At 40.9% G+C, this 24,331-nt stretch carries 21 protein-coding genes; 1 reads left to right on the top strand and 20 read right to left on the bottom strand.

Annotation, left to right across the window (positions count from 1 at the left end):
* Nucleotides 1-25 precede the first annotated feature (25 nt).
* Nucleotides 26-982, bottom strand: coding sequence for an AAA family ATPase (locus ABES02_RS16800; RefSeq protein WP_430137200.1), 957 nt, complete (start codon nucleotides 980-982; stop codon nucleotides 26-28).
* 385 nt (nucleotides 983-1,367) lie between these two features.
* Here ABES02_RS16800 and ABES02_RS16795 point away from each other — a divergent pair, with 385 nt between their 5' ends.
* Nucleotides 1,368-3,056: a GMC family oxidoreductase gene (locus ABES02_RS16795; RefSeq protein ID WP_430137197.1), complete on the top strand. Its 1,689-nt coding sequence runs from the start codon at nucleotides 1,368-1,370 to the stop codon at nucleotides 3,054-3,056.
* Between the two features lie 278 nt (nucleotides 3,057-3,334).
* Here the strand turns inward: ABES02_RS16795 and ABES02_RS16790 are convergent, their stop codons facing one another.
* The 19 genes from ABES02_RS16790 to ABES02_RS16700 form a co-directional block, all read right to left on the bottom strand.
* On the bottom strand, nucleotides 3,335-5,050 hold the full coding sequence (locus ABES02_RS16790) for an NAD-dependent malic enzyme (protein WP_430137194.1): 1,716 nt from the start codon (nucleotides 5,048-5,050) through the stop codon (nucleotides 3,335-3,337).
* Between the two features lie 108 nt (nucleotides 5,051-5,158).
* Nucleotides 5,159-6,127: a 2-keto-3-deoxygluconate permease gene (locus ABES02_RS16785; protein WP_430137192.1), complete on the bottom strand. Its 969-nt coding sequence runs from the start codon at nucleotides 6,125-6,127 to the stop codon at nucleotides 5,159-5,161.
* Nucleotides 6,128-6,371: 244 nt separating this feature from the next.
* Nucleotides 6,372-7,079, bottom strand: a complete 708-nt coding sequence (locus ABES02_RS16780; protein WP_430137190.1) for a response regulator — start codon at nucleotides 7,077-7,079, stop codon at nucleotides 6,372-6,374.
* Between the two features lie 2 nt (nucleotides 7,080-7,081).
* Nucleotides 7,082-8,677 carry a DcuS/MalK family sensor histidine kinase gene (gene dcuS, locus ABES02_RS16775; RefSeq protein WP_430137188.1) on the bottom strand — a complete coding sequence of 532 codons (1,596 nt, stop codon included), beginning with the start codon at nucleotides 8,675-8,677 and terminating at the stop codon, nucleotides 7,082-7,084.
* Between the two features lie 109 nt (nucleotides 8,678-8,786).
* Nucleotides 8,787-9,536 carry a sulfite exporter TauE/SafE family protein gene (locus ABES02_RS16770; protein WP_430137186.1) on the bottom strand — a complete coding sequence of 250 codons (750 nt, stop codon included), beginning with the start codon at nucleotides 9,534-9,536 and terminating at the stop codon, nucleotides 8,787-8,789.
* A gap of 178 nt (nucleotides 9,537-9,714) precedes the next feature.
* A complete protein-coding gene (locus tag ABES02_RS16765) occupies nucleotides 9,715-10,062 on the bottom strand; it encodes a molecular chaperone GrpE (protein WP_430137183.1) in 348 nt (115 codons plus the stop codon).
* A gap of 37 nt (nucleotides 10,063-10,099) precedes the next feature.
* Nucleotides 10,100-10,978: a CoB--CoM heterodisulfide reductase iron-sulfur subunit B family protein gene (locus ABES02_RS16760; protein ID WP_430137180.1), complete on the bottom strand. Its 879-nt coding sequence runs from the start codon at nucleotides 10,976-10,978 to the stop codon at nucleotides 10,100-10,102.
* Nucleotides 10,975-11,934, bottom strand: coding sequence for a succinate dehydrogenase/fumarate reductase iron-sulfur subunit (locus tag ABES02_RS16755; RefSeq protein ID WP_430137177.1), 960 nt, complete (start codon nucleotides 11,932-11,934; stop codon nucleotides 10,975-10,977). Before ABES02_RS16755 ends, ABES02_RS16760 begins: the two co-directional genes overlap by 4 nt.
* The gene (locus ABES02_RS16750; protein ID WP_430137174.1) at nucleotides 11,934-13,643 is read right to left on the bottom strand and encodes an FAD-dependent oxidoreductase; all 1,710 of its coding nucleotides are present in this window, start codon (nucleotides 13,641-13,643) and stop codon (nucleotides 11,934-11,936) included. Before ABES02_RS16750 ends, ABES02_RS16755 begins: the two co-directional genes overlap by 1 nt.
* A gap of 24 nt (nucleotides 13,644-13,667) precedes the next feature.
* On the bottom strand, nucleotides 13,668-14,228 hold the full coding sequence (locus ABES02_RS16745; protein WP_430137171.1) for a Fe-S-containing hydro-lyase: 561 nt from the start codon (nucleotides 14,226-14,228) through the stop codon (nucleotides 13,668-13,670).
* A 12-nt stretch (nucleotides 14,229-14,240) separates the two neighbouring features.
* Complete coding sequence (locus ABES02_RS16740; protein WP_430137168.1) at nucleotides 14,241-15,086, bottom strand: fumarate hydratase; 846 nt, start codon at nucleotides 15,084-15,086, stop codon at nucleotides 14,241-14,243.
* A complete protein-coding gene (locus ABES02_RS16735) occupies nucleotides 15,019-15,273 on the bottom strand; it encodes a hypothetical protein (RefSeq protein WP_430137165.1) in 255 nt (84 codons plus the stop codon). The genes ABES02_RS16740 and ABES02_RS16735 overlap by 68 nt, the downstream gene beginning before the upstream one ends.
* Nucleotides 15,274-15,298: 25 nt before the next feature.
* On the bottom strand, nucleotides 15,299-16,771 hold the full coding sequence (locus ABES02_RS16730) for an anion permease (RefSeq protein ID WP_430137163.1): 1,473 nt from the start codon (nucleotides 16,769-16,771) through the stop codon (nucleotides 15,299-15,301).
* A 335-nt stretch (nucleotides 16,772-17,106) separates the two neighbouring features.
* A complete protein-coding gene (locus ABES02_RS16725; protein ID WP_430137160.1) occupies nucleotides 17,107-17,865 on the bottom strand; it encodes a response regulator in 759 nt (252 codons plus the stop codon).
* On the bottom strand, nucleotides 17,862-19,469 hold the full coding sequence (gene dcuS / locus ABES02_RS16720; RefSeq protein WP_430137158.1) for a DcuS/MalK family sensor histidine kinase: 1,608 nt from the start codon (nucleotides 19,467-19,469) through the stop codon (nucleotides 17,862-17,864). The genes ABES02_RS16725 and dcuS (ABES02_RS16720) overlap by 4 nt, the downstream gene beginning before the upstream one ends.
* A 499-nt stretch (nucleotides 19,470-19,968) precedes the next feature.
* A complete protein-coding gene (locus ABES02_RS16715) occupies nucleotides 19,969-20,313 on the bottom strand; it encodes a fumarylacetoacetate hydrolase family protein (protein ID WP_430137155.1) in 345 nt (114 codons plus the stop codon).
* A gap of 45 nt (nucleotides 20,314-20,358) precedes the next feature.
* Nucleotides 20,359-21,336 carry an ABC transporter permease gene (locus tag ABES02_RS16710; RefSeq protein ID WP_097973606.1) on the bottom strand — a complete coding sequence of 326 codons (978 nt, stop codon included), beginning with the start codon at nucleotides 21,334-21,336 and terminating at the stop codon, nucleotides 20,359-20,361.
* Complete coding sequence (locus ABES02_RS16705) at nucleotides 21,333-22,895, bottom strand: sugar ABC transporter ATP-binding protein (protein WP_430137152.1); 1,563 nt, start codon at nucleotides 22,893-22,895, stop codon at nucleotides 21,333-21,335. Before ABES02_RS16705 ends, ABES02_RS16710 begins: the two co-directional genes overlap by 4 nt.
* Before the next feature lie 103 nt (nucleotides 22,896-22,998).
* A complete protein-coding gene (locus tag ABES02_RS16700) occupies nucleotides 22,999-23,967 on the bottom strand; it encodes an ABC transporter substrate-binding protein (protein WP_430137149.1) in 969 nt (322 codons plus the stop codon).
* Between the last annotated feature and the right edge of the window lie 364 nt (nucleotides 23,968-24,331).

The raw sequence follows: 24,331 nt of genomic DNA, 5'->3' as shown, positions 1-24,331 counted from the left end.
TTAAGAAACGGAATATTTTTTTCATTTATTTCACAAGCCTTCGAACCGGTACAGGAACTCGCGCAACCACCATGCTTACAATTTCTTCTGCAGACAACCCTTCGAATTTTGCTTCTGATTTTAGAATAATTCGGTGGGATAAGACGAATGGCGCTAAATATTGAATATCATCCGGCAGAACATAATCGCGCCCAAACATATAGGCATAGGCTTGGGCTGCTTTCATGAGAGCGATCGAACCGCGCGGACTTGCCCCTAGGTAGACGCTTCCATGACCTCTTGTCCGATTCACAATGTCTACGATATACCGCTTAATCGTATCATCCACAAATACATCTCTAATTTCTTTTTGAAGGTCAAGTAGGCCTTCGAGATCAATCACTGGAGACAAGTCCTCGATTGGCGGAACCTTTTGCGCCCGGTTCAACACTTCGATTTCCTCCGCTAAATCTGGGTAGCCCATTTTCATTTTTAATAAAAAGCGGTCGAGCTGCGCTTCCGGTAGCGGATATGTACCCTCATACTCAATTGGGTTCTGTGTCGCCATAACAAAGAACGGTTTTTTCAGCTTATGGGTCACGCCGTCGATTGTGACGCTTGCTTCCTCCATCCCCTCGAGCAGTGCTGATTGGGTTTTGGGGGAAGTCCGGTTAATTTCATCGGCAAGGATGATGTTGCCCATAAGCGGACCTGGTCGGAATTGAAATTCCATTTCTTTCGGATTGTAAATGGAAACGCCGGTAACATCGGATGGAAGCAGGTCTGGGGTGAACTGGATTCGGCGGAAGTTAGCATTCACGGATTTGGCCAAAGCGCGGACCATCATCGTTTTTCCGACACCTGGGACGTCTTCTAATAAGACGTGACCTCCGGAAAGCAGGGCAACGAGACTAAGTTCAGCGACATTTCTTTTTCCGATCATGACTTTTTCAATATTTAAAAGGATTTTTTCAATCGTGGGATTCATTTGTTCGTGGGCCATTGTTGATTCCTCCTCTATAAGTTCTAAGACCAAATTAAGGCATCATCTATATTTATTCGAGTTATTAATGGAAAAATCCTGTAAAACAGGACACAGAATATTCAAATTATAATAAATAGATTGGTTTGATTATATAAAATTGTTGATTAAAGTCCATTTGGGAACTGGTGGGTTGTTTACATATGAGTGGACAGCTTTCCACGCCCCCAGAGGGTGGGCTGGTAATAGACTCAATTGAAATGAAGGGTAATCCTTTCAATTGGCGGTATAGAGAAGAAAAGTGAAGGGCATTTACACCATAACTTCTTAAAATCATATATATATTGTATTGCTCTAACATCCAAAATTCACATAAAGAAATACCAATATTGAACGGAGGATTAGTGTGTCAACGAATAACACATTCGATTATATCGTTATTGGAGCTGGTACGGCAGGAGGAGTAATTGCCAAAAAACTAACAGATGACAAAATTACATCTGTACTCCTTCTTGAACCTGGAACCAATATGATTAAAGAGCTGAGCAGCCCTTCTGGTGCAACAGCAGGCATTTTAGCCACTGATAATAGACACTCATTTAATATCATGACCAATGCTGAACCAAATATCGGGAACCAGCAGCTTCGTGTATCAAGCGGCAGAGCTATCGGGGGAAGTTCCGAGCATAATGCCATGTATGCTGTACGTGGAAGCAGAAGATTCTATAATGAGTGGGCAGAACTCATTGGTTCTCAGTGGAGTTACAACAAAGTACGTTCTTTATTCAAAAAGAATGAAACTTACACAGGTGAGACACAAGAATCAGAAGAACGAGGAACAAAGGGCCCTATATTCGTAAGACAACAAAACATTCCTGAAGATGGGCTGACAGTTACATTAGCCAAAGCAACATCAGAAGTATTAAAGATTCCTATTGTCGAAGACTATAATACAGGAATAAGAGATTGTACATTTTACAAATCACAATTTTTAAATGAAGAAGTAAATGGACATTACGTTCGTTCGTCTACAGCAACCGGGTATTTAAACGAAGATATAGTTACACAAGGTAATGAGTTTCACCCGGATGAGTTTGGAGTTCACGGTAGAGAGCTAATTATTTTTACCAAAACAACCGTCAATAAAATTCTTTTTAAGGAAGCTGGCAGATTTCAAGTTGCTGTCGGCGTTGAATTTGTAAAAAACGGTAAGACAAATATCGCGCGTGCATCAAAGGGCGTCATTCTCAGTGCTGGTAATTTTTCCTCTGTTATTTTACAGCGTTCTGGAATTGGGAATCCGGATGATTTAGCCGGAGCAGGTATTACCACATTAATTGACAGTCCAAATGTAGGACATAACTTTCAAAGTCATTTTACTGTTGGAATGGGAGTAGAAGTAGAAACGGAGCGGCTTTTAGAGCTTATGTCTGCTGACCCAGACAATCCATTTCCACTGGGTGCTTTTAAAGGAGAAGGCAAACACGGAGGCCGGCGTCTTCAATTATATGGATCGCCAACACCTTCGTTTGTTCCAACTCCAGATGTATTGGCGAATCATTGGGGGTTCGATCGAACAAAAGAGAGCAATATTATGAGCATAGGTATTTTTGACCTAAACCCTAAAAGCAGGGGTACGATATTGGCTGCCCACAGCGATCCTGAGGCATATCCTTCTATCGATCTCAATCCGCTGGGGGATCCTGATGATTTGGAGTTCATGGTTGATCAGTATTTGGAGACTTACCGTATAATGAGGAAAGCTCGTAAACTGGACCCTGACGGTATCTACAAGGTGGTCTACCCGCCTGAAAAGGTCTTTAAGATGGATGATAAGGAAGAACGGCGTAAACAATTAGAAAGTTATGTAAAGGCTTCTTATCGTAATCTCGCTCATTTTGGCGGTCAATGCAAAATGGGCAATAGTATTCTAACTGGGGTTGTGGATGAATATCTGAATGTCTTTGGTACAAAAAAACTGAAAGTCGCCGATCTTTCTATTTCCCCTATTTTACCAGATGGAAATACTTCCATGCCTTCTCAAATGATCGGACTAAATGCAGTACGATTTATTCAAGAAGGGTTCCCTTTTTAAAAATTTATCGAAAATAAATGATAAATTGATCTCCTTAAGCTATCTCCTTGATTTTTATCAGAAAAGAAAAAACCTTGGTCAATTTGATCAAGGTTTTTTTCGCCTTTTAAATCATAAGTATTTCTCTATAATTTCTTTCCATCCCGTCAGTTCAGTAAACTGATGGAAGACCTTCGAATAATTAATTTTTACAGATCATTATGAGCAATTCTTTTTTAACAAATCCAAAACCCTTGAATATAAAATGTTTTGGAGCTTTATGACATAATTTTTTTTACTCATGCATAGGAATGAATATTTGTCCAAATCCCAACACTCTTTATTTCCTTATACTCAGGTTTCCACATAGCCTCTTCAATAGCAGTCTCAACATCTTGAATATCCGCTCTTGCAATTCCTTCGTTTATGGCAGCATTGACTACTTCAATGGCTACGTATTTTGAAACTTCATGAAGTTTTTCAATGGATGGCAGCAGGGATGATCCAGGTTTACTGGAGTCAGACATTTTTGCAACTGCATAAGCAGCAGCTGCGAACATACCTTTTGAGATTACTTCAGCCTTTGCCACAATGGCACCAAGGCCTAGACCTGGGAATACAAATGCATTATTGGACTGGCCAATTTCGTAGGTAACCCCGTTGAATTTTACATTGGCAAATGGGCTGCCGGTTGCAATGAGAGCCTTTCCATCTGTCCATTTAATCAGGTTTTCCGGCACTGCTTCTGTCAATGCAGTCGGGTTGGACATAGGCAAGATGATGGGACGCTCAACGTGCTTAGCCATTTCTTTCACAATTTCTTCCGTGAAGGCGCCGGCTTGTCCGGAAGTACCAATCAGGATGGTTGGCTTCATCCTCTGAACGACTTCCATTAATGAAATGATTCCATCCTCATTCTTATCCCAGTCCTTAACTTCGTCCACTTTTCTTACATAAGGCTTCTGGAAATTCAGAACATCAGGTGTTTCATCCGTTAGTAACCCCCGATAGTCGATAGCCCAGAAACGGTCATAGGCTTCTTCTCTGGTCAGCCCTTCTAAAATCATGGCATCAACCATTTGGTCTGCGTTACCAATGCCGGCAGCCCCTGGTCCAAAGACAACAATGCGCTGGTCCTTCAGAGATTCTCCTGTTACTTTCAAAGCAGACATAATAGCAGCAAGGGTCACTGCCCCTGTTCCCTGGATGTCATCGTTGAAGGTAAGGATGTTATCACTGTATTTGTCCAAGATTTTACGCGCATTCACGTTGCCAAGATCCTCCCAGTGAATTAGAACCTCTGGAAAGAATTTTCTTGCAGTCTGAACGAATAAATCAATGAACCCGTCATAACGCTCACCGCGGACACGGGCGAATTTGTTGCCAATATAGACAGGGTCTGCGATCAATGCTTGATTGTTTGTACCAACATCCAACAAGACTGGCAGAACACGACTTGGATCAATACCGGCTGCTGCTGTGTACACGGCAAGCTTACCAATCGCAATATTAATACCGCCTACCCCTTGGTCCCCAATACCCAAAATGCTTTCAGAGTCGGTAACAACGATTAAATCAATTCCATTTTTAGGCTGTCCAAGATTATAAAATGCCTTTTCAATGCCCTCAGGATCATCAATGGAAAGATATAAGCCACCCGGGCGGCGGTAGCTATGAGAGTATGACTGGATAGCTTCACCGACAGTCGGAGTGTAGATAATCGGAAGCATTTCTGCCAGGTGCTCTTTCAACAATCGGTAAAACAGAACAACATTGCGGTTATATAAATCATAAAGCACACCGTGTTTGAATAAATTCGTCGTCCGCATTGCATATTGTTCATAAACCCTATTTACTTGTTCATCAAGGGTAAGCACTTGCGGCGGTAACAGACCATCGAGTCCAAGTTCTTCCCTTTCCTCTTTCGTAAAAGCCGTTCCTTTATTCAAAAAAGGATTAGAGAGAACCTCTTTTCCTTTTAATGTTGTAATAATAACATTCTCAGGTACATTCATGGTGTTTCCTTCTTTCTTTGTAAATAAACAAAGCAGACAGTAAAAACTGGCTGGCCGCTTTGTTCTATTTTCCACATTTCGTGTTAATAAAATTTACGTTAATTTTTATCAGGCTGCCCGTGCAATCGGTTGTTTCACTTTTTTCTTTTGGGACCTTTTAAATACATAGCTCACAATAATCGGACAGACAATAGCAGAGATGACACATGCTGCTGCAACTTGTGCAGTAGCTGAAGATGCTACGGCAGCTAAGGTTGGATCTGCGGCCGCCACTACAGCTGGTGTTGCTACCGCATTTCCTGCCGTTGACCCTGTGGCTAAACCCACGATAGGGTTTTCTTTAAATAACTTCAATAGGAAGTAAGCTCCAATTCCAGTGAATGCAGCGATTATTCCAAGTAATATCCCAGGACCTCCCGCTTTTACAATAGTTGAAAGGTTCATTCCTGCACCTAATGGGAATGAGAAGAATGGGATCAATAATAATTTACTGCTTCCAAGGAACTTTCTCATATCAGAGTCAATATTACCCAAAATCATTCCGATTACAATTGGAATTAATACTCCAAGAAGTGTTTGAAAAGGAATGGTGGCAAGGCCAGATGCACCTAATGCCACTAATGTGAAAAATGGTCCGTCTTTTAATGAAAATAAAGCATATGCGCCTACATCCGTTTCGTCACCATACGATGAAGCAAGAGAAGCATATAACCCGCCATTAGCATTTAACAAAGCTGCAAGGATGGCTAATGGTGTTAATCCTAGTATTCCGGCAGGTCCAAAAATCGCTGCTACAGCTAAACCAATCCCAGCACCGACGATAAATTTTCCTGTTAATAATATTGCACCCTTTTTTAATGCCTTTGGTGCTAATTTGAAATTAATTTGTGAACCAATTAAAAACATAAAACATGCCAAAATGGTCGATGAGGCTTCTTTACTGAATAATGCTGTTGTAAAACTTCCAATTTGTAAAACCTGCGGAAAAAATGTATTCGTTAATACCCCTAAAAAAAGTGGAACAACCATCAGACCACCTGGAATTTTATCAAGCGTTTTCTTAATTGGAATTTGCATTTTTAATCCTCCTAAAATAGTTTTTTAATCTTGCAAAAAAGCTATTATTTTTTACTAGCGTTTTTATCAATTTCTCCCATACATGTTGAGAGCGATTCCAATTTTCTTGCTGGCTTTGCTGTATTTTAATCTTCCTTTGTCTTGCTACATGTCTATCATATTCTCATGTAAACCGTTTTCATAGATTATGAAAGTTTAATCATTCTTTTTGTAAATAAAAAAAGTAAGCAGTTTCAAAAACTGCTTACAGAAAGTTTTTTATTAAGTGCTCTTTAAATTTGTTATATTCATGCTGGTATACAGGCCTTCCGACCGTTCCATAGATAACCTTGACCTCGAGGATTCCTAAGTCCTTTAGGAAATTAAGATACTTTCTTGCCGAAACCCTTGATATTCCTACAACATTTGCTACTTCATCAGTGGAAAAAGGCCCGTCCTTTAACTCTTGAACCGCATCCCATATCTGCTTTAAGGTATCCTTCGTTAATCCCTTTGGCAGTTCCTCTGCGATGACTGCCTCTTCCCTGTGCAAAATTAAGTGATCGAGCTCCTGCTGACTAACTGAATCCTGTTTTACAATGAACCTAGTTTGCTTCAGGTAGGATGTAAGTGCAGCGTTAAACCGTTCAAACTCGAAAGGCTTAATCAAATAGTCGACAACACCATACCTTAATGCTCGTTTAATTCGTTCAAGATCTGAGGCCGCCGAAATGATGATGACATCAATTTCAAGATCATTTTTACGAAGATACGATAACAGTTCCAGCCCCTGCTTTCCCGGCATAAAAATATCCAAAAGAATGAGCTGAATATCACTCTTTCCCAAAAATCGGATGGCTTCATCGACAGAATTGACTGTTGCAGCTAAACGGAACCCGTTAATCTTAGAAAGGTACTGCTTATTGATTTCCGCTACCATCGGGTCATCCTCAACAATCATTACATTAATCATTTCTATTCATCCTCTGCATTATAAGGTATATATACTGCAAAATTCGTTCCCTTTCCAGGCTTGGACGAAATAATCAGGTCACCCTCCAGTCTTTCAATTGCCTGCGCCAAAAGATATAATCCGATTCCTCGATTGTCTCCTTTCGTGGAAAAGCCTTTATCCAGTATTTTGTTTTGGAGTGATTTCGTCATTCCCATTCCTGTGTCTTTAACCTCGACTGTCAAAATATCCTCTGCGTAATCAAGTTTAAGCTCGACTTTTTTGATTGAACTTTGCGCAATTGCCTCCATTGCGTTATCGACGAGATTTCCAATGATTGTGATTAACTCATGTGTAATTTCCGAGTTTGCAGGCTTGGGAAGTTTATCTGCACACTCAATTGATAGTAGGGCCCCAGATTCTCTGGCAAAACTTAGCTTGCCAATCAGAAATCCGGCAAGAACCGGATCTTGGACTTTTTTTGTTACAAAACCCACTTCCGTTTCACGGTGGTTAACGGTTTCACTCACATAGTTAGCGAGTGTATCGTATTGTTCAGTACGAACCAGACCTAGAATGACATGAAGTTTATTCATGAATTCATGTGCCTGAGCCCGGAGAGCATCCGCATAATTGCGCACACCTGTAAGCTGTTCTGCCAAAACTTGAACCTCGGTTTTATCACGGAAAGTTGCGATTGCTCCCACAGGCTGGTTTCCTACAATCACTGGTACCCTGTTTACTAAGATGGTCACTCCATGCAGATTCTGTTCTTGATCCATTTCCGATTCGCCCGATTTTATAATGCGAGTTAACCGAGTCTCTGGCAAATACTCTTCAACATTCATTCCTATAGGATTCCCTTCAAGTCCGGCTTTTTTTAAAAGCGTACTGGCTGCCCTGTTTACAAGGGTGATGTTTCCTTCCTGGTCAATGGCGATGATTCCCTCGCGAACAGACTGAAGCATAGAACTGCGCTCTTCAAGCAGCCTGGCAATCGCGAACGGCTCTAATCCTAAAAGAATTCTTTTGAGGTATCTCGCTAGACCCACTGCACCAACTACCCCAATTAAGATACCAATGAGGGTACCTATCACCATACCCATACGGCCTTTATGTAACGCCTTTGTTACACTTTCTAATGAAATCCCTACGGCAACTGCACCGACTTGTTTTCCTTGTGTATTTTTTATTGGAGTAAATGCCCTCATGGATCGACCGAGAGTCCCTGTTGAAATGGACACGTACTCCTTTCCTTTAAGAACTGGCCCTTCATCTCCTCCCGTGAAGTGCTTACCAATCTTTTCGGGTTCCGGGTGGGATAGACGAATACCTTTCATATCCATCACAACAACGAAGTTAACATTGGTTTTTCTTCTTATTTGATTAGTAAAAACTTGTACATTTTTTTTGTTTGCTTTCCCTTCAAGTGCGCCAATCGCCTGTGGACTAAGGGCAACCATCTTTGCCACATTCAGAGCCTTTTCTTTCTCTGTTTCTTCCACACTGGAGGTAATTCTTTTACTAATAATTAAATCAGTTATTCCAAGTGATAAAGCCACGACAATGCATACAAATATAATAATAACTGCTTGTAAACTAAGTTTTCCCTTCTTCATAATCTCCTCCAGGTTTGATCATAATCTTAGTATGTTTAAGACTTATGTATAAAATGACAAAAGACCGCTAAGCTCAGGAAAAAGAGTCTTAAACAGCCTTTATCATCAATCATCGAATTAGCAATATGGCACCTGCCATAATGGGGGTGATAACCATAGCACTCTTTAAAATTGGCAGCGGAACATTGTTGGTAAATTTAGCCCCAATATAAGAACCAATCATCGTGCCAGCCAGTACCTGGACTAGAAGCAAGACGTTGAAATAGCCTTCAAAATAGTAGCCTGCCCCGCCAGCGAAAGCGATGGGAAGTATAACCAACATCGTTGTGCCGACTGATCTTTGTATAGAAAGACCCAACACCACCATCAACCCAAGTTGGATGAATGGAGCCGATCCAATACCAAACGTACCAGATAAAATACCAGTCACGATCCCGACAGAAGCCGCCCTAAGTAAAAAGCTGCCAGTTGATCTCGCTTTTTTATTTGTCTCTTTAAGCCTAATTACAACAAAAAGGCGGATCATCAACATAACAGCGGATAGGAACAACATTCCCGCCGTGAGCCAATGGAGTGAATGAACCGGAATCCATACGGCAATCTTAGAACCAATAAAGGACATAATCGCCCCAAAGGCACCAACAGTTATTCCTGTTTTCACATCAATATTTCCCTGCCGGTAATGGCTGTAGGCTCCGGACATAGTCGTAAACACCATTGCAGCCAAAGACGTACCTAACGCTGTATGGATTGGTACTCCAAAAACAACGGTTAAAAGAGCAATAATAAAGCCGGATCCTCCGGCCCCAATAAAACCTAGTAAAATTCCCATTAGGAACATTGTAAGTGTGATAACCAAGAACATCCCCCCAAACAAACTTTCACTTCACTGCCAATATTTGTCCAATAGTATCATTATAGTATTTCAAACCGGCAGGACGTTTTTTGTAATTAAAAAAACCATAAGTTTTTCAAAACTGGAAGACCCCCATTTAATTAAGTTAAATAAAAAAAACCGCTTGAAGCACCAATGCGGTCTAATTTGTGAACCTATTTCTAAAATACTTATAAACACCGGTTTTAAACTTAATTTTAATGAGGTCTTGAAGTCTAGCCGCCCAAGAGTCAGCCATGTTCTCTGGATTAAAGACTGCTACACCATTCCGAACCTTAATCCACTTCTTCGTATCTTCATCTTGAAAATAGCCTGTAATCGATGTCGACAATGGATGAAATGGCTCGCGCGATGAATAAATCGTCCCATGAAAAATATAGCTTTCACCATATTGGTCATGAATCCAATCATCATGGACATTTAAGAGCCAGAGACTTCCTTGATCCAATCTCCCCACCAATTTCGCTCTTTTATCCAAAACATATTGCATATGCCCCCCCCCTTTTTTTAGCGGACTAGAACCTTGACTAAACCAATACCTCTTGTAGAATTGGAATTGCATCAACAACATGCCTTTGAATGGCGAGCTCTTCCGGAGAGAATCCTAGAGCCAGACCGATTAATTGCGGTAAATGAAGGATTGGCATCGTAATATCTTCACCAAAGCCTTTCTGTGCATCCGGCTGATAAGCATCGAGCTGCATTTGGCATAAAGGACAAGGGGTGACAATGCAGTCAGCACCTTGCGCCTTCGGTGACAAGCAATTTTTTCCTGTGAGATCCATTACTTCCCTTTCTGCTGGAAAAACAGCATGGAAGCCACAGCAAGCAAGACGCTGATCAAAATCAACACTCTCCGCACCTAAAACATTTGCAACCATTTCCATTGATTGCGGGTTCATATGGTTCTCAAACCCCATAATATTGGGCGGCATCAGGATATGACAGCCATAGAAGTTAGCGACCTTTAAGCCGGTCAATGGCCGTTTCACCTTCGCCCTTAGATTTTCTAAACCGTAGTCTTGGATTAAAGCCCAAAGTAAATGAGTTACTTCGACGGTTCCTTGATACTCCATCCCTGCCCTGTTAAGACCTTCATTCACTTTAGTACGCATCTTTTCATTTTTATCCATTTTCAGCTTGGCTGTACGAAGCATTAAGGTACACGTATTACAAACGGTGATAAGCTTATCCACCTTTAGCTCTTCTGCCAAAGCGATATTCCGGGCATTAATGGAGGTAGCCAAAAGGTCATCGACATCTTGAATATGACTGGCGCCGCAACAGGTCCAGCCGTTCAGTTCAATTAATTCGATCCCTAGAGCAGCGGCTACTTTTTTCGTAGAAATCATCAACTCTTCTGCTGCGGATTCCAATGTACATCCTGGAAAAAATGCATATCTCATGATTCGCTTACCTCCTGTGCAAACTTATAAAGTTCTCTGACACCCTTAATCCCTTCTACTTCTTTTGGTATATGGAATGGATTGATTTTCCCTTTTCGAATCATCCTTAAGGCAAATGGTACCTTTGTCATCGCAGTTGTGATTAAACCATCTGTTTTGACTGGGAGCATGACTTCATTTAAACGGCCCTTCTTCTTAACGTCATCATGGAATGCAAAGGCATGCTTTGCACCTTGGTTTCGTACCTCACCCATCTTAATCGTTTCTTGGCGAAGATAGGAGATTTGCTCGGTCAACGGAATTCCCTTTGGACATTTCGTCACACATTGCATGCAGTGCAGACATTTCCATAATTCATTTTCAAAAGCCGGCATAATATGCTCTTCAGGAGCAGCGTCCCTTGAATCAACGGCAAAACGGTAGGCCCTGTTTAAGATAAATGGATCCAAATACGTACCATCATTGACTGCCAGCTGATTACATTCAGAAGCACAAATTCCGCACAGGATACAATCCGTTGGTGCTGCAATCTGATGAAAGTCTTCTTCACTCTGAATGAATCCATCTTCTTTGCTGCCTTCCTCAGAAGGAATAAGCCACGGCTTAACTTTCTCCATTTTTTCCATTTTTGGCTCCCAGGCGACAGCCAAGTCTTTGATGACCTCAAAATTATTCAACGGTTCAAATAACAGCCGATTCGTCCTGAACGTCTCGAGAACCTCATCTAGAGATGTTTTACAGACTAGGAAAGCATTGTCGTTGATTCTAATCGCACAGCTTCCACAAATGGCATGACGGCAAGCGGATGTAAACACAAGCGTCGGATCAAGCTGTTCCCGAATGGTGGTTAACACCCAAAGAATCGTTTTTCCCTTTTCATATGGCAGTTCATAATCCTGATACCATTCTCTATCGCCATCAAATCTCTTAACTTTAAAATATAGGTTTGTATACATTAGTATTTTCGCTCCTCCGGCTGATATTTCGTAATTTTCACCGGGCTATATTCCAAACGGTATTGGTCCCCATCCTGATAAATCAATGTATGTTTAAGGAAGTTAGCATCATCACGAGTCGGGTAATCTGCACGTGAATGAGAACCCCTGCTTTCTTTACGGTTCAGCGCTCCCATGGAAATGGCTTTAGCCAGCTTCAAGATATTTCCGATTTCTACGTAATTAATAAAGGCCATATTATACTTTTCAGAGGAATCTCCAATCATAGCATCTTTATATTCTTCCAGAAGCTCGGACACCTTTCGATTTGCTTTTTCCATATCACTTTCCGTTCTAAAAATGCCTACATTATTCCACATCGTTTCGGCCAGTTCATCGCGAATCTTGAACATATTAATACCCGTTTTTTTCTGGCGGATGCTGTTGAACTTCTCCACCCATTCGTCTGTATCACGCAGCAATTTTTCCGTAGAAGTAAACGAACGACGCTTCGCACTTTCCTTTGCACCCAATCCAGCGTACTTTCCAAAAAGTACAACGTCGGCCACGGAATTGCCGCCAAGCCGGTTCGCGCCATGAATCGAGACGCTGCAGCATTCACCCGCGGCATGAATGCCATCGACTGGTGTACTGCAAGTTTGGTAGTCACTGATATGAATGCCGCCCATTGTATAATGGCAGCTTGGACGAATTGGAACAGGCTCTTTCACGAGATCAACACCTTCAAAATCCAATGCCAATTCTCTAACCTGTGGCAGGCGCTCCATAATTTTCTTTTCGCCTAAATGGCGAAGGTCCATCAGTACATAGGAGCCCATTCCTTCACCAAAACCGCGGCCTTCTTTAATTTCGATCTCAATCGATCTTGAAACTAGGTCACGCGGACCAAGCTCCATTTTTTCTGGAGCATAGCGAGCCATAAACCGCTCGCCATCCTTATTGATTAAATAGCCGCCTTCTCCGCGGCAAGCTTCTGATAAAAGAACACCAGTGGAAGCTAAACCAGTTGGGTGGAATTGCACAAATTCCGGGTCCTTCAATGGAATCCCTGCATTAAAGCAGGCTGCAGTTCCGTCACCCGTCATATTAATAGCATTAGTGGTTCGGCTCCAATACACACGGCCAAAGCCTCCAGTGGCAATCACAACAGATTTTGCTTGAATCGAATGGATTTCACCGCTGCGGATATCCATTGCAACAATTCCTTCAAAATTGCCGTTGTTCACAGAAAGGGACAACAAGTTCCAATCGTTGTGGAAATTGACGCCATTTTTCAAACATTGTTCATATAAGGCATGCAGGATAACGTGTCCAGTTTTATCGGCTGAATAGCAAGTCCTTGGGCTGGAAGCACCACCAAATGGCCTCTGGGCAATCCGGCCATTCTCATCTCTTGAAAAGGGAACCCCGTAATAATCTAATTCAGAAATGACCTTTGGCATATTCGTGGTAAAAAATTCAACGGCATCCTGATCGGCTAAAAAGTCACTTCCCTTAACCGTATCGCGAAAATGGCTTTCAGGAGAATCATTGGCATCCCGATAGCCCATTGCCGCGTTAATTCCTCCCTGTGCCGCTCCCGTATGGGAACGTGTTGGGAAAATTTTTGAAAGACAAGCGACGCGAAGGCTTTTGTCTTCACTGGCAGAGAGGGCTGCCATCATGCCAGCCCCACCCGCTCCTACAATTACGACATCATAGCTTAGCATGGTAGTTTCTCCTCAATTCATGTTTTAATCTACTACTCTATATTTCTCTACACCTAACTTGTATAAATCGTTTCCTTCACTGTCTACTGCCACAATACAAGGGTAATCGGTCACTTCCATCCGGCGGATCGCTTCAGGACCTAGTTCTTCATAAGCGACAATATCTACTTTTTTAATCGTATCGGCAATCAAGGCTGCTGCACCGCCAATGGCCGCAAAGTAAACGGCTCCGTTTTTTTTCATTGATTCAATCACTTCTTGGCTTCTAGGGCCTTTACCAATCATGCCCTTCAAGCCTTGGTCGAGCATTTGCGGCGAGAAAGCATCCATCCGGCCGCTTGTCGTCGGTCCGCAAGACCCAATGACCTTCCCCGGTTTAGCAGGAGTCGGTCCTGCGTAATAAATGACTTGTCCTTCGACATCGATTGGAAGAGGTTGATTCTCTTTCAAGGCATCGACCATGTTTTTATGAGCAGCATCTCTTGCTGAGTAGATGACACCGGTGATCGAGACTTGGTCGCCTGCCCGTAAATCTTTGATTTGTTCATATGTTAATGGTGTGGTCAATTTTTTTATGGTAGTCATTCTGGTACACCCCTATAAAATTGCTTCTTTATGACGTGCCGCATGGCAGTTTAACGTGACACAGACAGGCATCATGGCAATATGAGTTGGATACGTTTCAATATGAACGGCAAGGGCGGTTACTTTTCCACCAAAGCCTTGAGGTCCGATGCCAAGCTTGTTGATCCTCTCTAACAGCTCCGCCTCCATCTCGGCGTAGGCTGGATTCGGATTCGGTTCACCGGCTTTTCGTGCCAATGCTTTTTTCGCTAATAAGGTACATTTGTCCATAGTGCCGCCTATGCCGACACCGACAATAACCGGTGGACACGGGTTTCCTCCAGCCTGAGTGATGGAGTTGACGATAAAATCTTTCACTCCCTCTACTCCCTCAGCTGGCTTGCACATTTTAACGGCTCCCATATTCTCGCTACCCGCGCCTTTGGGAAGCACCTCTAGCTTTACTTTGTCTCCTGGGACAATCTCCATATGGATGACTGCCGGTGTATTATCACCTGTGTTTTTGCGGTCAAACACTGGATCTTTTACTACCGACTTACGCAGGTAGCCTTCCTCATATCCCTGACGAACTCCTTCATTGATGGCTGCCTTTAGATCACCATCGATGATTCGGGCATCTTGGCCAACCTCAACAAAAACGACGGTCATGCCGGTATCCTGGCACATAGGGGCATGTTCGGCACGCGCTAATTTCACATTTTTTAAAATCTTTTCTAGGCTATATTTACCAAACTGTGATTCTTCTTTTTCTAGACCTGCCGTAATCAGAGCTTCTACATCCTCCGGAAGGTCACAAGCCGCTTGCATACAAAGTTCTTTTACTGTTTTGGTGATTGATTTCGCTGATATTTCCCGCAATGCGTTCTCCTCCTGTTATCTTAGCAACCTTTTTTTCTTCGCTTTCATCTATATATTGAAGGTTTATCGATCCGCATTTTGTACAGACCAAGTATGGAATCCATAATTCATAATCATCATCGGCCCCATGGTAAAGCTCTAGCGAATGCCGTGTCTCTAAACTTTCAAAGCAGCAAGTTGATTTCATGTTCTTCTCACCTTCCAACACCGTTTTACCAAAGACCTAATACTTTCCACCACAGGCCGCCGACGCCTAGCCAGACGACAATATGAATGATGGAAATGATGAAACCAAGCGACCACCATTTATTCTGGGACACATATCCGCTTCCGAAAAATACCGGTGCCGGCCCGCAGCTATAATGAGTGATACAGCCAAATAAGTTACTAAATACACCTAACACTAAAGCCGATACAACCGGCGGTGCTCCAGCTGCAACCAATACCGCGAGGAAAGCAGAGTACATCGCACTAACGTGAGCGGTGTTGCTGGCAAAGAAATAATGAGAGTAAAAATAGACAAAAGACAGAATAATTAATGTCCACATCCACGGCATACCGTGTACAGCGCCTTCCATGGTTTTACTAAACCATGGAATTAATCCTAATTCGTTTAGGAAACTTGCCATCATTACAAGGGCGGAGAACCAAATTAACGTATCCCAAGCCCCTTCTTCTTTTTTAATATCTGACCAAGAAAGGACTTGTGTAATGAGCAGTGCTCCTAAACCAATAAAGGCTGTTGTAGTTGCGTTGATGTTTAAGCTTGTTCCAAAAATCCAAAGCGCTAAGATCAAGAGGAATACACCGATCATGTAGTACTCTTCTTTTTTCAATGGACCCATTTCTTTTAATTTCGTTTCCGCCATTTGCGTTGCTTGCGGTGTTTCTTTAATTTCTGGCGGATATAATTTATAGATCACAAGTGGGATTAAGATTAAGCTAAGCAGACCAGGGACGATGGCTGCTGTTGCCCAGCCCATCCAGCTGATATGTTTTCCAGTAATATCTCCAGCAATTTGGGCTGCCAGCGGGTTGGCCGCCATCGCCGTAAGGAACATCGCTGACGTAATCATGTCGCCTTGGAAAGCTACTTTTGTTAAAAATGCCCCGACTTTTCGCTCCGTTCCGTTTCCGACTTTCGAGCCGTAAGCTTCTGAAAGCGAGCGGATGATTGGGAGCAGGATGCCGCCCGCACGAGCGGTGTTCGATGGCATCGCCGGTGATAAAATCAAGTCGCTGGCAATTAGCGAATACGATAATCCAAGTGTTCTTTTTCCAAACTTTTTCACAAACATATAGGCAACCCTTGTGCCTAAGCCTGTTTTAATAAATCCTCGTGAAATGAAAAACGCAATAACAATTAACCAAATCGTTGTGTTTTGAAAGCCGCTAAGCGATTGCTCAATGGTAAGCGTTTGGGTCAGGACGGTCGCCATTAGGGCTAAAATCGAAACACTACCCATTGGCAACGGCTTAATAATTAATCCGACAATCGTCGCCACGAAAATCGACAGCAAGTGCCATGCTTGTGCGGATAAACCATGCGGTGGATGAATAAACCAGATGATTGCTCCAATAGCGACGGTAATCAACAATGGTACTAATTTTACTTCTGCAGGAATTTTTGCCTTTACTTGCGGGTTTTTTGGGTGCTGCTGTACTTTTGAAATAGGAATAGCCATTCTTTCAACTCCCTTTTAGGTTTGAATTACTTTGTTCACAAAATGTTCAATCTTGTGAAGTGTTTCACATACTTTTTTAATAAAATAACTGCTAATCCAAGATTAGAAGTTTCCCTATGAAGCGGCTGAGCTGTAAGGATATAAATTTTTTACCATTGATCCCTCCGTCGCCAATATATTTATTAAATCTGTAATTAAAGAATAAAAGATTCTGCAGACCGTTTATAGATTATGGAAATTATTAAAAACTTTTGTAACTAAAGTTATTACGTTTTCTCATAAAAGTAAAAAAAGCAGTGCCTCCATTTAGAAAGGGAGACACTGCTTTGGAATATTTATTCATATGTTTCACACTTTTCATTGCACTTTAAACATTTATCACTAAGCCGCCGAGCTGCCATCATTTTTCCGGCATCATTTGTCATCCTGTGCATATACACTGGACGACCAACCGCGCCATATTCAATTTCCGTTTCCAGAACCTGAATGTCCGCTAGAAAATGGACATATTTTCTCATCGAAACTCTGGATATGCCAGTTTTACTGGCAAGCTCCTCTGTTGAACAAGCATCCCTGCCCATCTTGATTACCTGCTTCCACACTTTACAAAGCGTATCCTTTGTCAGCCCTTTTGGTAACTCATATGCCTCTGAAACCCTTTGGTCTTTATGAAGTAATAAGTGGTCTAGATCCGTTTGATTGAGCTGATCCTGGTCATCCATCACCCTTTGTTCCTTTTGATAGGAAATCAGTGCAGACTGGAATCTCTCAAACTCAAACGGTTTAATTAAATAGTCTACTGCGCCAAATCGGAGCCCTTTCTTGATGCTTTCCTTGTCGCAAGATGCAGTAATAACGATAACGTCCATTTCGCTTCCTAAACCACGGATTTTAGACATTAAATCCCAGCCATTTTCTCCAGGCATATAAATATCCAGCAGAAGCAGGTCCACTTTTTTCTTTTCCAGGATTGAAAGGGCAGCTTCAATGGTTCCAGCCATTCCAACAAGTTCAAATCCCTCGATTTGTTCTAAATAACGGCGATTGATTTCGGCTACCATCGGATCATCTTCTACTATTACCGTTTTAATCATAACTCCTGCTCCTTTCTCTCTAGAGATATCGTTACATGAATGGTCGTTCCCAGTTGGGGTTCGGATAAAATAGTCATTTTTCCATTTAACTTCTTTATTGTCTCAAACACCAAATAAAGTCCTATTCCTCGGTTATCTCCCTTTGTGGAAAAACCTTTTTCAAGTACCTGCTCTTGAATTTCCCTATTCATTCCCATTCCTGTGTCAGAAACGATGATTGATAGTTGATTGTTTTCAACCGGACGCACCTCTACCTCCACCTTTTTCTCTTTGCACCCCTGTAAGGAATCGATCGCATTATCAATTAAGTTTCCTAGGATGGTGACTAAATCTTGTATAGCATCATTATTATTGGGTTTTGGAACATAACTATTTTCTGTGACCTTAAGCTGGGCTCCATTTTCCCTGGCATAACTAGCTTTACCAATGATAAATCCTGCAATAACAGGGTCTTTGATCCGTTTTGATAAATATCCAACCTCGGTTTGAAAAGAGTGAGAGATTTGTTTTACGTAATCAGTCAGTTTATCAAAAATTTTCAACTGGACCAATCCTTGAATGACATGGAGCTTATTCATGAATTCATGCGTTTGTGCCCTTAGTGCCTCAGCATATTCTCGTGCTCCTGTAAGCTGTTCAGCTAATTGTTTGATTTCTGTTTTGTCACGAAAAGTGGCTACAGCTCCAGTGATTTGTTGATTTACGTAAATGGGGACAATGTTGGCAACAATGACAAGCCCCCGAAACGAGTATTCTTTATCAAGTATTTTTTCTCCGCCGCTTATCAATGAGGACAACTGAAGCTGAGGCATCACCTGTCCTATTTCCATTCCAATTGGATCGTTATAAATTCCCATCAACTTTATTAATCTGGAAGCCTCCTTGTTGAGGAGCGTGATTCTTGAGTATTGATCAACTGCGATAATCCCCTCACGGGCGTACTCCAAGATTGCACTCCTTTGTTCGAGTTGATGGGCTATTTCTACTGGTTCCATTCCAAATAATATTTTCTTCACTTTATTTGCTAAACCAATTGCACTAATTAAACCAACGATAATTCCCAAAAGCATACTGAAAAGGATAACTCTTGTACTCTTCGCGACTTGCCGCTCCACATCGTCTATTAAAATACCTACCAAAACGGCTCCGATTTGCTTGCCGTCATGGCTGTAGACTGGAGTAAAATATCGTAACGATTTTCCTAAAGTCCCCTTGGCGATTGACATTTGTTCATGACCTTTAAAGACTTCCCCTGCATCACCGCCTGCATATTTCTTACCAATTTTACTTGGCATGGGGTGGGACTTTCTGATTCCATTCATATCAAGGACAACAAGGAAGGAAACATTGGCTGCCTTCCGCATTTTCTCCGAATATTGCTGAATCGTTTGGTCACTTACCTTCCCGCTTAATCCATCGACAAAAACCGGAGAAAGTGCGGCTGTTTTAGAAATATCCTTTGCTTTCTCTTCTATATTCGCGATGATGGTTTGCTCAAAGTTTCTCTGTATAAAGTAATTAGTAACTAATAGACATAGAATACTTACCCCACATACTAGAAACGTGATTTTATAACGCAGGGGGAGGTTTATTTTAAACTTCATTAGAAATGGCCCCTTTAACTTAAATGACTTTCCTTTATTCTAATGGTGTTAAAGGATTAAAAGTGTTTCAATATTGTGAAGGAGGAAACTTCAATAACTTCAAAAAACAAAAAAGCACAAAAAGAAAAGGCCTCCCAACAGTTTTACAAACTGAAGGAAGACCTTCTCTAATCGATATTTTTCTTTTGTCATCGTTTGGATAACGAGGACAGTAGTATATTTTATTGGTGAAACGCTGATAAGACCAGAGATTTATCTTTAATTACATCATGCCGATCACAAGTTGAAAAGGTGTAACACCTTTTCAACTTGTGTATTAAAAGTGCGATATATCAACGTTTTTGGATTTTCTAACTGTAACATCTTTAACGAAAGTTTACTGTTTTACTTCATTGCGTTAGCAAAATGTTAGCTTTTTGTTTAAAAAAAGAACAAGATGTCTGAAAATTGGTGTTCCTTCATATTGCTTATCACTTAAAGCATTTAAATAATTGGATATCTATTTATTATTCAAAGAAACGGAAAACTCTCCAAGGGTATTTTCTCCCCATTTGAGAGCAAAATGATCACCCTCAGCAGCAGGCCCAACCCCCTCAGGCGTTCCTGTAAAAATGATATCTCCTTTACCAAGACCAAAATGTAACGCACTAAAATCAACAATGGTCTGTAAGTCAAAAATCATATTTTGAATATTCCCAAGCTGTACTTGCTCACCATTCTTCCAAAGAGCAAAATCAAATTGCTTGCATTTTTCTACACTCGGAAACTCAATAAATTGGGTCAATATTGCAGAGTTTGGAAAGCCTTTTGCAAGCAGCCAAGGATACCCCTTTTTCTTCAACAAAGCCAGAAGACTACTCTTCTGGCTTTTTATTTGAAATGGAACTATTTAAGTTCTGCTTCGTAATCTATCAAGAAGCACAGCAATAACAATAACGATCCCTTTTACAACTTGTTGCCAGTAATAATCCACGTTAAGTAAGGTCATTCCATTCGTTAACACAGCCACAATCAAAACCCCAATGATAGTTCCTTGTATACGGCCACGTCCCCCTACAAAACTAGTACCACCTAGTACGACAGCTGCTATCGCATCTAGCTCAAATCCTATTCCTACCATGGGCTGCCCTGAGAACAATCGTCCTGCCATCACAACGCCACTAACACCGGCCAATAAGCCACTGATGGAATATACATTAATCAGGGTGCGATTAACTTTGATCCCTGTAAGATGTGCAGCTTCTTCATTACCGCCAATAGCATAAACATGTCTCCCGAACATCGTATTCTTTAAAACAGTTATCATGATGATATAAACAATTGCCATCACATAAATAGGAGTAGAAATCCCCAGAATTTCACCTGCACCAATGAACTTGAACTGCTTTGATGCCAAAACTACAGGATATCCGCCGGTTATAACATAAGCCAACCCCCTCAGGTAGGTCATACTTCCAAGCGTCACAATAAAGGCAGGCAACTTAGGTACAGCTGTTAAAAATCCATTAATAGCCCCAGCAACATATCCTACCGCAACTCCTACTAACATAGCGATTACTGGAGGAGTTCCGGCATTTGATAGTAATACAGATATAACACCGCTCAATGCAAGGGTTGAGCCTACCGATAAATCAATTCCTCCTGTTAATATAACTACAGTCATCCCAGCTGCCAGAATAGCAGTGATTGAACTCTGCTTGAGTACGTTTAAGATATTACTTGAGTCCGTGAAATTCGGTGCAACAATAATCATAACGATGATTAATAAGGCAAGAATTATTACCATGCCCAGCTGATTAAAAATCTGTTTTGACCGTTCCTTGAATGAAACTACGGATGGACTTGACGTTTGTAAGTTTGTATTCATTGTTTAACCTCTCCTGTAGCATAGTACATAATTTTTTCTTGTGTAGCTTCATCACGAGATAGTTCAGCTCTTAGTTTCCCCTCATGAATCACTAAAATCCGATCACTAACTCCTAATACTTCTGGTAATTCAGAAGAAATCATCAATACAGCAAGCCCTTGCTCTGCTAATTTACTTATGATTTTATGAATCTCAGTCTTTGCACCTATGTCTACACCACGGGTCGGTTCGTCAAGCAGCAGTATTTTAGGACCAATAGATAACCATTTAGCAATAACAACCTTTTGTTGATTTCCTCCGCTAAGGCCCATAACATTTTGTTCTTTTGATGCCGTTCTTACTCCAAGTTCTTTAATGTATCTATCCGCATCACGATTCATTTGCTTATACTGCAATAGTTTAAATTTACGATAGGTTGGTAATTGTGCCATCAGTATATTTTCTTTTACAGATAAATTTGGTAATAACCCCTGTTCCTTCCTGCTTTCAGGAACATGAGCAATGCCAAGTTTTATTGCATCAATAGGACTTTTTATATGAACCTGCTGGCCATCCAAAATTATTTGACCCTCTGACAGTTCGGATAGTCCAAAGATTGTTCTTACCAGCTCAGTCCGTCCCGCACCGACAAGGCCCGCTAAGCCCACAATTTCACCAGGGTAGATTTTTAGTGATATCCCCTTTACAAACTTCTTGTCAGAGACATTTTTTAACTCAAGGACTGGTTTTTGTTCAGACCTAACCATACTTTTAATTCTTTCTCTTACAAATAGCTCATTTAACTCTCTTCCTACCATAAGTTTTACTAGATTCTCGGGATTGGTATCCGAAATTGGTCCACTTGTAACCCATTGACCGTCTCTAAGAACTGTAAAGCGATTTGAAATTTTAAAAATCTCATCCATTCGATGAGAAATATAAACAATAGCTACGCCTTTTCTTCTTAATTCTTCAATGATGCCAAAAAGCTTTTCTATTTCTTTATCTGTCAGAGATGCCGTCGGTTCATCCATAATTAAAATCTCAGAATTAAGTGATAAAGCTCGAGCAATTTCTACCATTTGTTGTTGGGCCACACTTAAGGTTGAAACATCCGCTCGAGGATCCAAGGAAGATCCTATGGATTTTAAAACTTGGGCAGCATTTTCATAAATATCATTCCAATTTATTAGGCCCAGCCTATTTTTCTTAAATGTTGTCCCCATCATAATATTCTCACCAATGGACAGATTAGGTGAAAGGCTTATTTCTTGGTGAATAACACTGATCCCTTTATTTCTTGCCTCCATTGGATTATTCCAATGTACTTCTTGACCTTTATATTCAATCGTTCCTTCATCAGGCTGATACACTCCAGCCATGATCTTCATTAAAGTAGATTTTCCTGCACCATTCTCCCCCATCAAGGCATGAACTTCCCCTTTATAGAGTTCGATATTAACGTTTTGCAACACCTTGACACCGGAAAATTTCTTCGTAACCGCCTTCATCCTAAGTATAGGTAACTGACTCTCTGGTAGACGACGATTTATTTGTTCTTGAACCTGAAATACTGCCATTAGTGCCACTCCCTAAGTCTCTTTTTTAGCCCTATTCTTCTAGGAAATAAATATAGTGCTCCTGATAGAGCACCATATTTTACCTCCACTAGAGGGAAATCAATTACCAGCCACCATAGGAATCAACATTATCTTTAGTGATAAATTTAGTTGGAATAAGAACTTTTGAGTCAACTTTCTTTCCATCAATGACTTTTAATGCTAAAGCAACACCATCAATAACCATCTGATTCGGGAATTGTGCTGAAGTACCAGCAAAGCTTCCGCCTTTTTTCAGCGCATTAACCGCAGAAGGCGCACCGTCAACACTTACGACAAAGAATTCATTTTGTCTACTAGCTTGTTCTTGAGCAATTTGTACCCCAACAGCTTCTTCATCATTTATTGTAAATACTGCATCGATTTTTTTGTTTGCTGTTAGTGTACCTTCCATTACGGTAAGAGCCTTTTCACGATTACCCTCACCATTTTGTTTAGCAACAACCTTGATATCTGGATATTTTTTAATTACTTCGTTAAAACCTTTAATTCGATCTGTCACTGCTGAAACAGGAGGTCCATCAATAATAACAATATTACCTTTTCCATTAAGTTGTTTTACAAGATACTCCGCAGCTAATTTACCTGCTTGACGGTTATCAGACATAACCACAGTGTCAATGCCACCTTCTGCAAATCCATCAAGAGCAACAACCGGAATACCTGCTGCTTTTGCCTCACTAACTGCACCAGCAATACCAGCAGAATCAAATGGGCTTAATAATATTAAGTCAACTTTTTTTGTAATAAAGTCTTCAATTTGTGCAGTTTGTTTAGCAAGATCTTGATCCGCACTTACAGTCGTTACTTCAGCATTATACTTAGAAGCAACTTCTTTAGCCCCTTTAGACATCGCTACAAAGAATGGATTACTTAAATTTGGAACTGTTAAACCAATCTTTAGCTTTTTTTCAGTATTCGACTTGTCATCTGTTTTACCTGTATTAGAAGCGCTTTCATTATTGCTGCATGCACCTAAAAAGCATAATGTTAAAATTAATAATACTATGTTAAAAATTTTAAAGTTTTTCATGGTTTGTAATTCCTCCTAAATATAGTTTTGTAAAGTAATAGATACTTCTAGCAAAACACAATCCTTGTAAAAAAATCATAAATACCGTAGTATTAAAAATGAGTGCTAAAATTAGTATTAATTTTAGATATACTCAGGCAGGGTTATGATTTTGGGCTTTTTTCCATTTGGTCGTGGTTGCCCTGAATCGTAACCTTTTTTTGTGATTCTTTCATTTTTCTCTCTCAAAGAACAAGTTAATTAAAACGATTAAAATCTCTTCTATTATTTTTTCAACTCTATAAGCATCACCTCCTAAAAATGATGTGGATATTTTTTTAAAACGCTTTCATTTAAACACCTTCATTTAAACGCCTTCATTTTT

The organism is Neobacillus pocheonensis (assembly GCF_050477905.1).
Classification (GTDB): Bacteria; Bacillota; Bacilli; order Bacillales; family Cytobacillaceae; genus Neobacillus; species Neobacillus pocheonensis_A.
The sequence above is the reverse complement of the archived record's forward strand: the minus strand, read 5'-3'. Positions and strand labels throughout refer to the sequence as shown.

Bases quoted from the DNA above. Each gene is read 5' to 3' on its own strand.
- dcuS (WP_430137158.1), bottom strand. From the start codon at position 19,469: ATGAAGTTTAAAATAAACCTCCCCCTGCGTTATAAAATCACGTTTCTA.
- ABES02_RS16755 (WP_430137177.1), bottom strand. From the start codon at position 11,934: ATGTATACAAACCTATATTTTAAAGTTAAGAGATTTGATGGCGATAGA.
- ABES02_RS16790 (WP_430137194.1), bottom strand. From the start codon at position 5,050: ATGAATGTACCTGAGAATGTTATTATTACAACATTAAAAGGAAAAGAG.
- ABES02_RS16710 (WP_097973606.1), bottom strand. From the start codon at position 21,336: ATGAATACAAACTTACAAACGTCAAGTCCATCCGTAGTTTCATTCAAG.
- ABES02_RS16735 (WP_430137165.1), bottom strand. From the start codon at position 15,273: ATGAAATCAACTTGCTGCTTTGAAAGTTTAGAGACACGGCATTCGCTA.
- ABES02_RS16725 (WP_430137160.1), bottom strand. From the start codon at position 17,865: ATGATTAAAACGGTAATAGTAGAAGATGATCCGATGGTAGCCGAAATC.
- ABES02_RS16750 (WP_430137174.1), bottom strand. From the start codon at position 13,643: ATGCTAAGCTATGATGTCGTAATTGTAGGAGCGGGTGGGGCTGGCATG.
- ABES02_RS16700 (WP_430137149.1), bottom strand. From the start codon at position 23,967: ATGAAAAACTTTAAAATTTTTAACATAGTATTATTAATTTTAACATTA.
- ABES02_RS16730 (WP_430137163.1), bottom strand. From the start codon at position 16,771: ATGGCTATTCCTATTTCAAAAGTACAGCAGCACCCAAAAAACCCGCAA.
- ABES02_RS16760 (WP_430137180.1), bottom strand. From the start codon at position 10,978: ATGAGATATGCATTTTTTCCAGGATGTACATTGGAATCCGCAGCAGAA.
- ABES02_RS16745 (WP_430137171.1), bottom strand. From the start codon at position 14,228: ATGACTACCATAAAAAAATTGACCACACCATTAACATATGAACAAATC.
- ABES02_RS16785 (WP_430137192.1), bottom strand. From the start codon at position 6,127: ATGCAAATTCCAATTAAGAAAACGCTTGATAAAATTCCAGGTGGTCTG.
- ABES02_RS16765 (WP_430137183.1), bottom strand. From the start codon at position 10,062: ATGCAATATGTTTTGGATAAAAGAGCGAAATTGGTGGGGAGATTGGAT.
- ABES02_RS16800 (WP_430137200.1), bottom strand. From the start codon at position 982: ATGGCCCACGAACAAATGAATCCCACGATTGAAAAAATCCTTTTAAAT.
- dcuS (WP_430137188.1), bottom strand. From the start codon at position 8,677: ATGAAGAAGGGAAAACTTAGTTTACAAGCAGTTATTATTATATTTGTA.
- ABES02_RS16780 (WP_430137190.1), bottom strand. From the start codon at position 7,079: ATGATTAATGTAATGATTGTTGAGGATGACCCGATGGTAGCGGAAATC.
- ABES02_RS16705 (WP_430137152.1), bottom strand. From the start codon at position 22,895: ATGGCAGTATTTCAGGTTCAAGAACAAATAAATCGTCGTCTACCAGAG.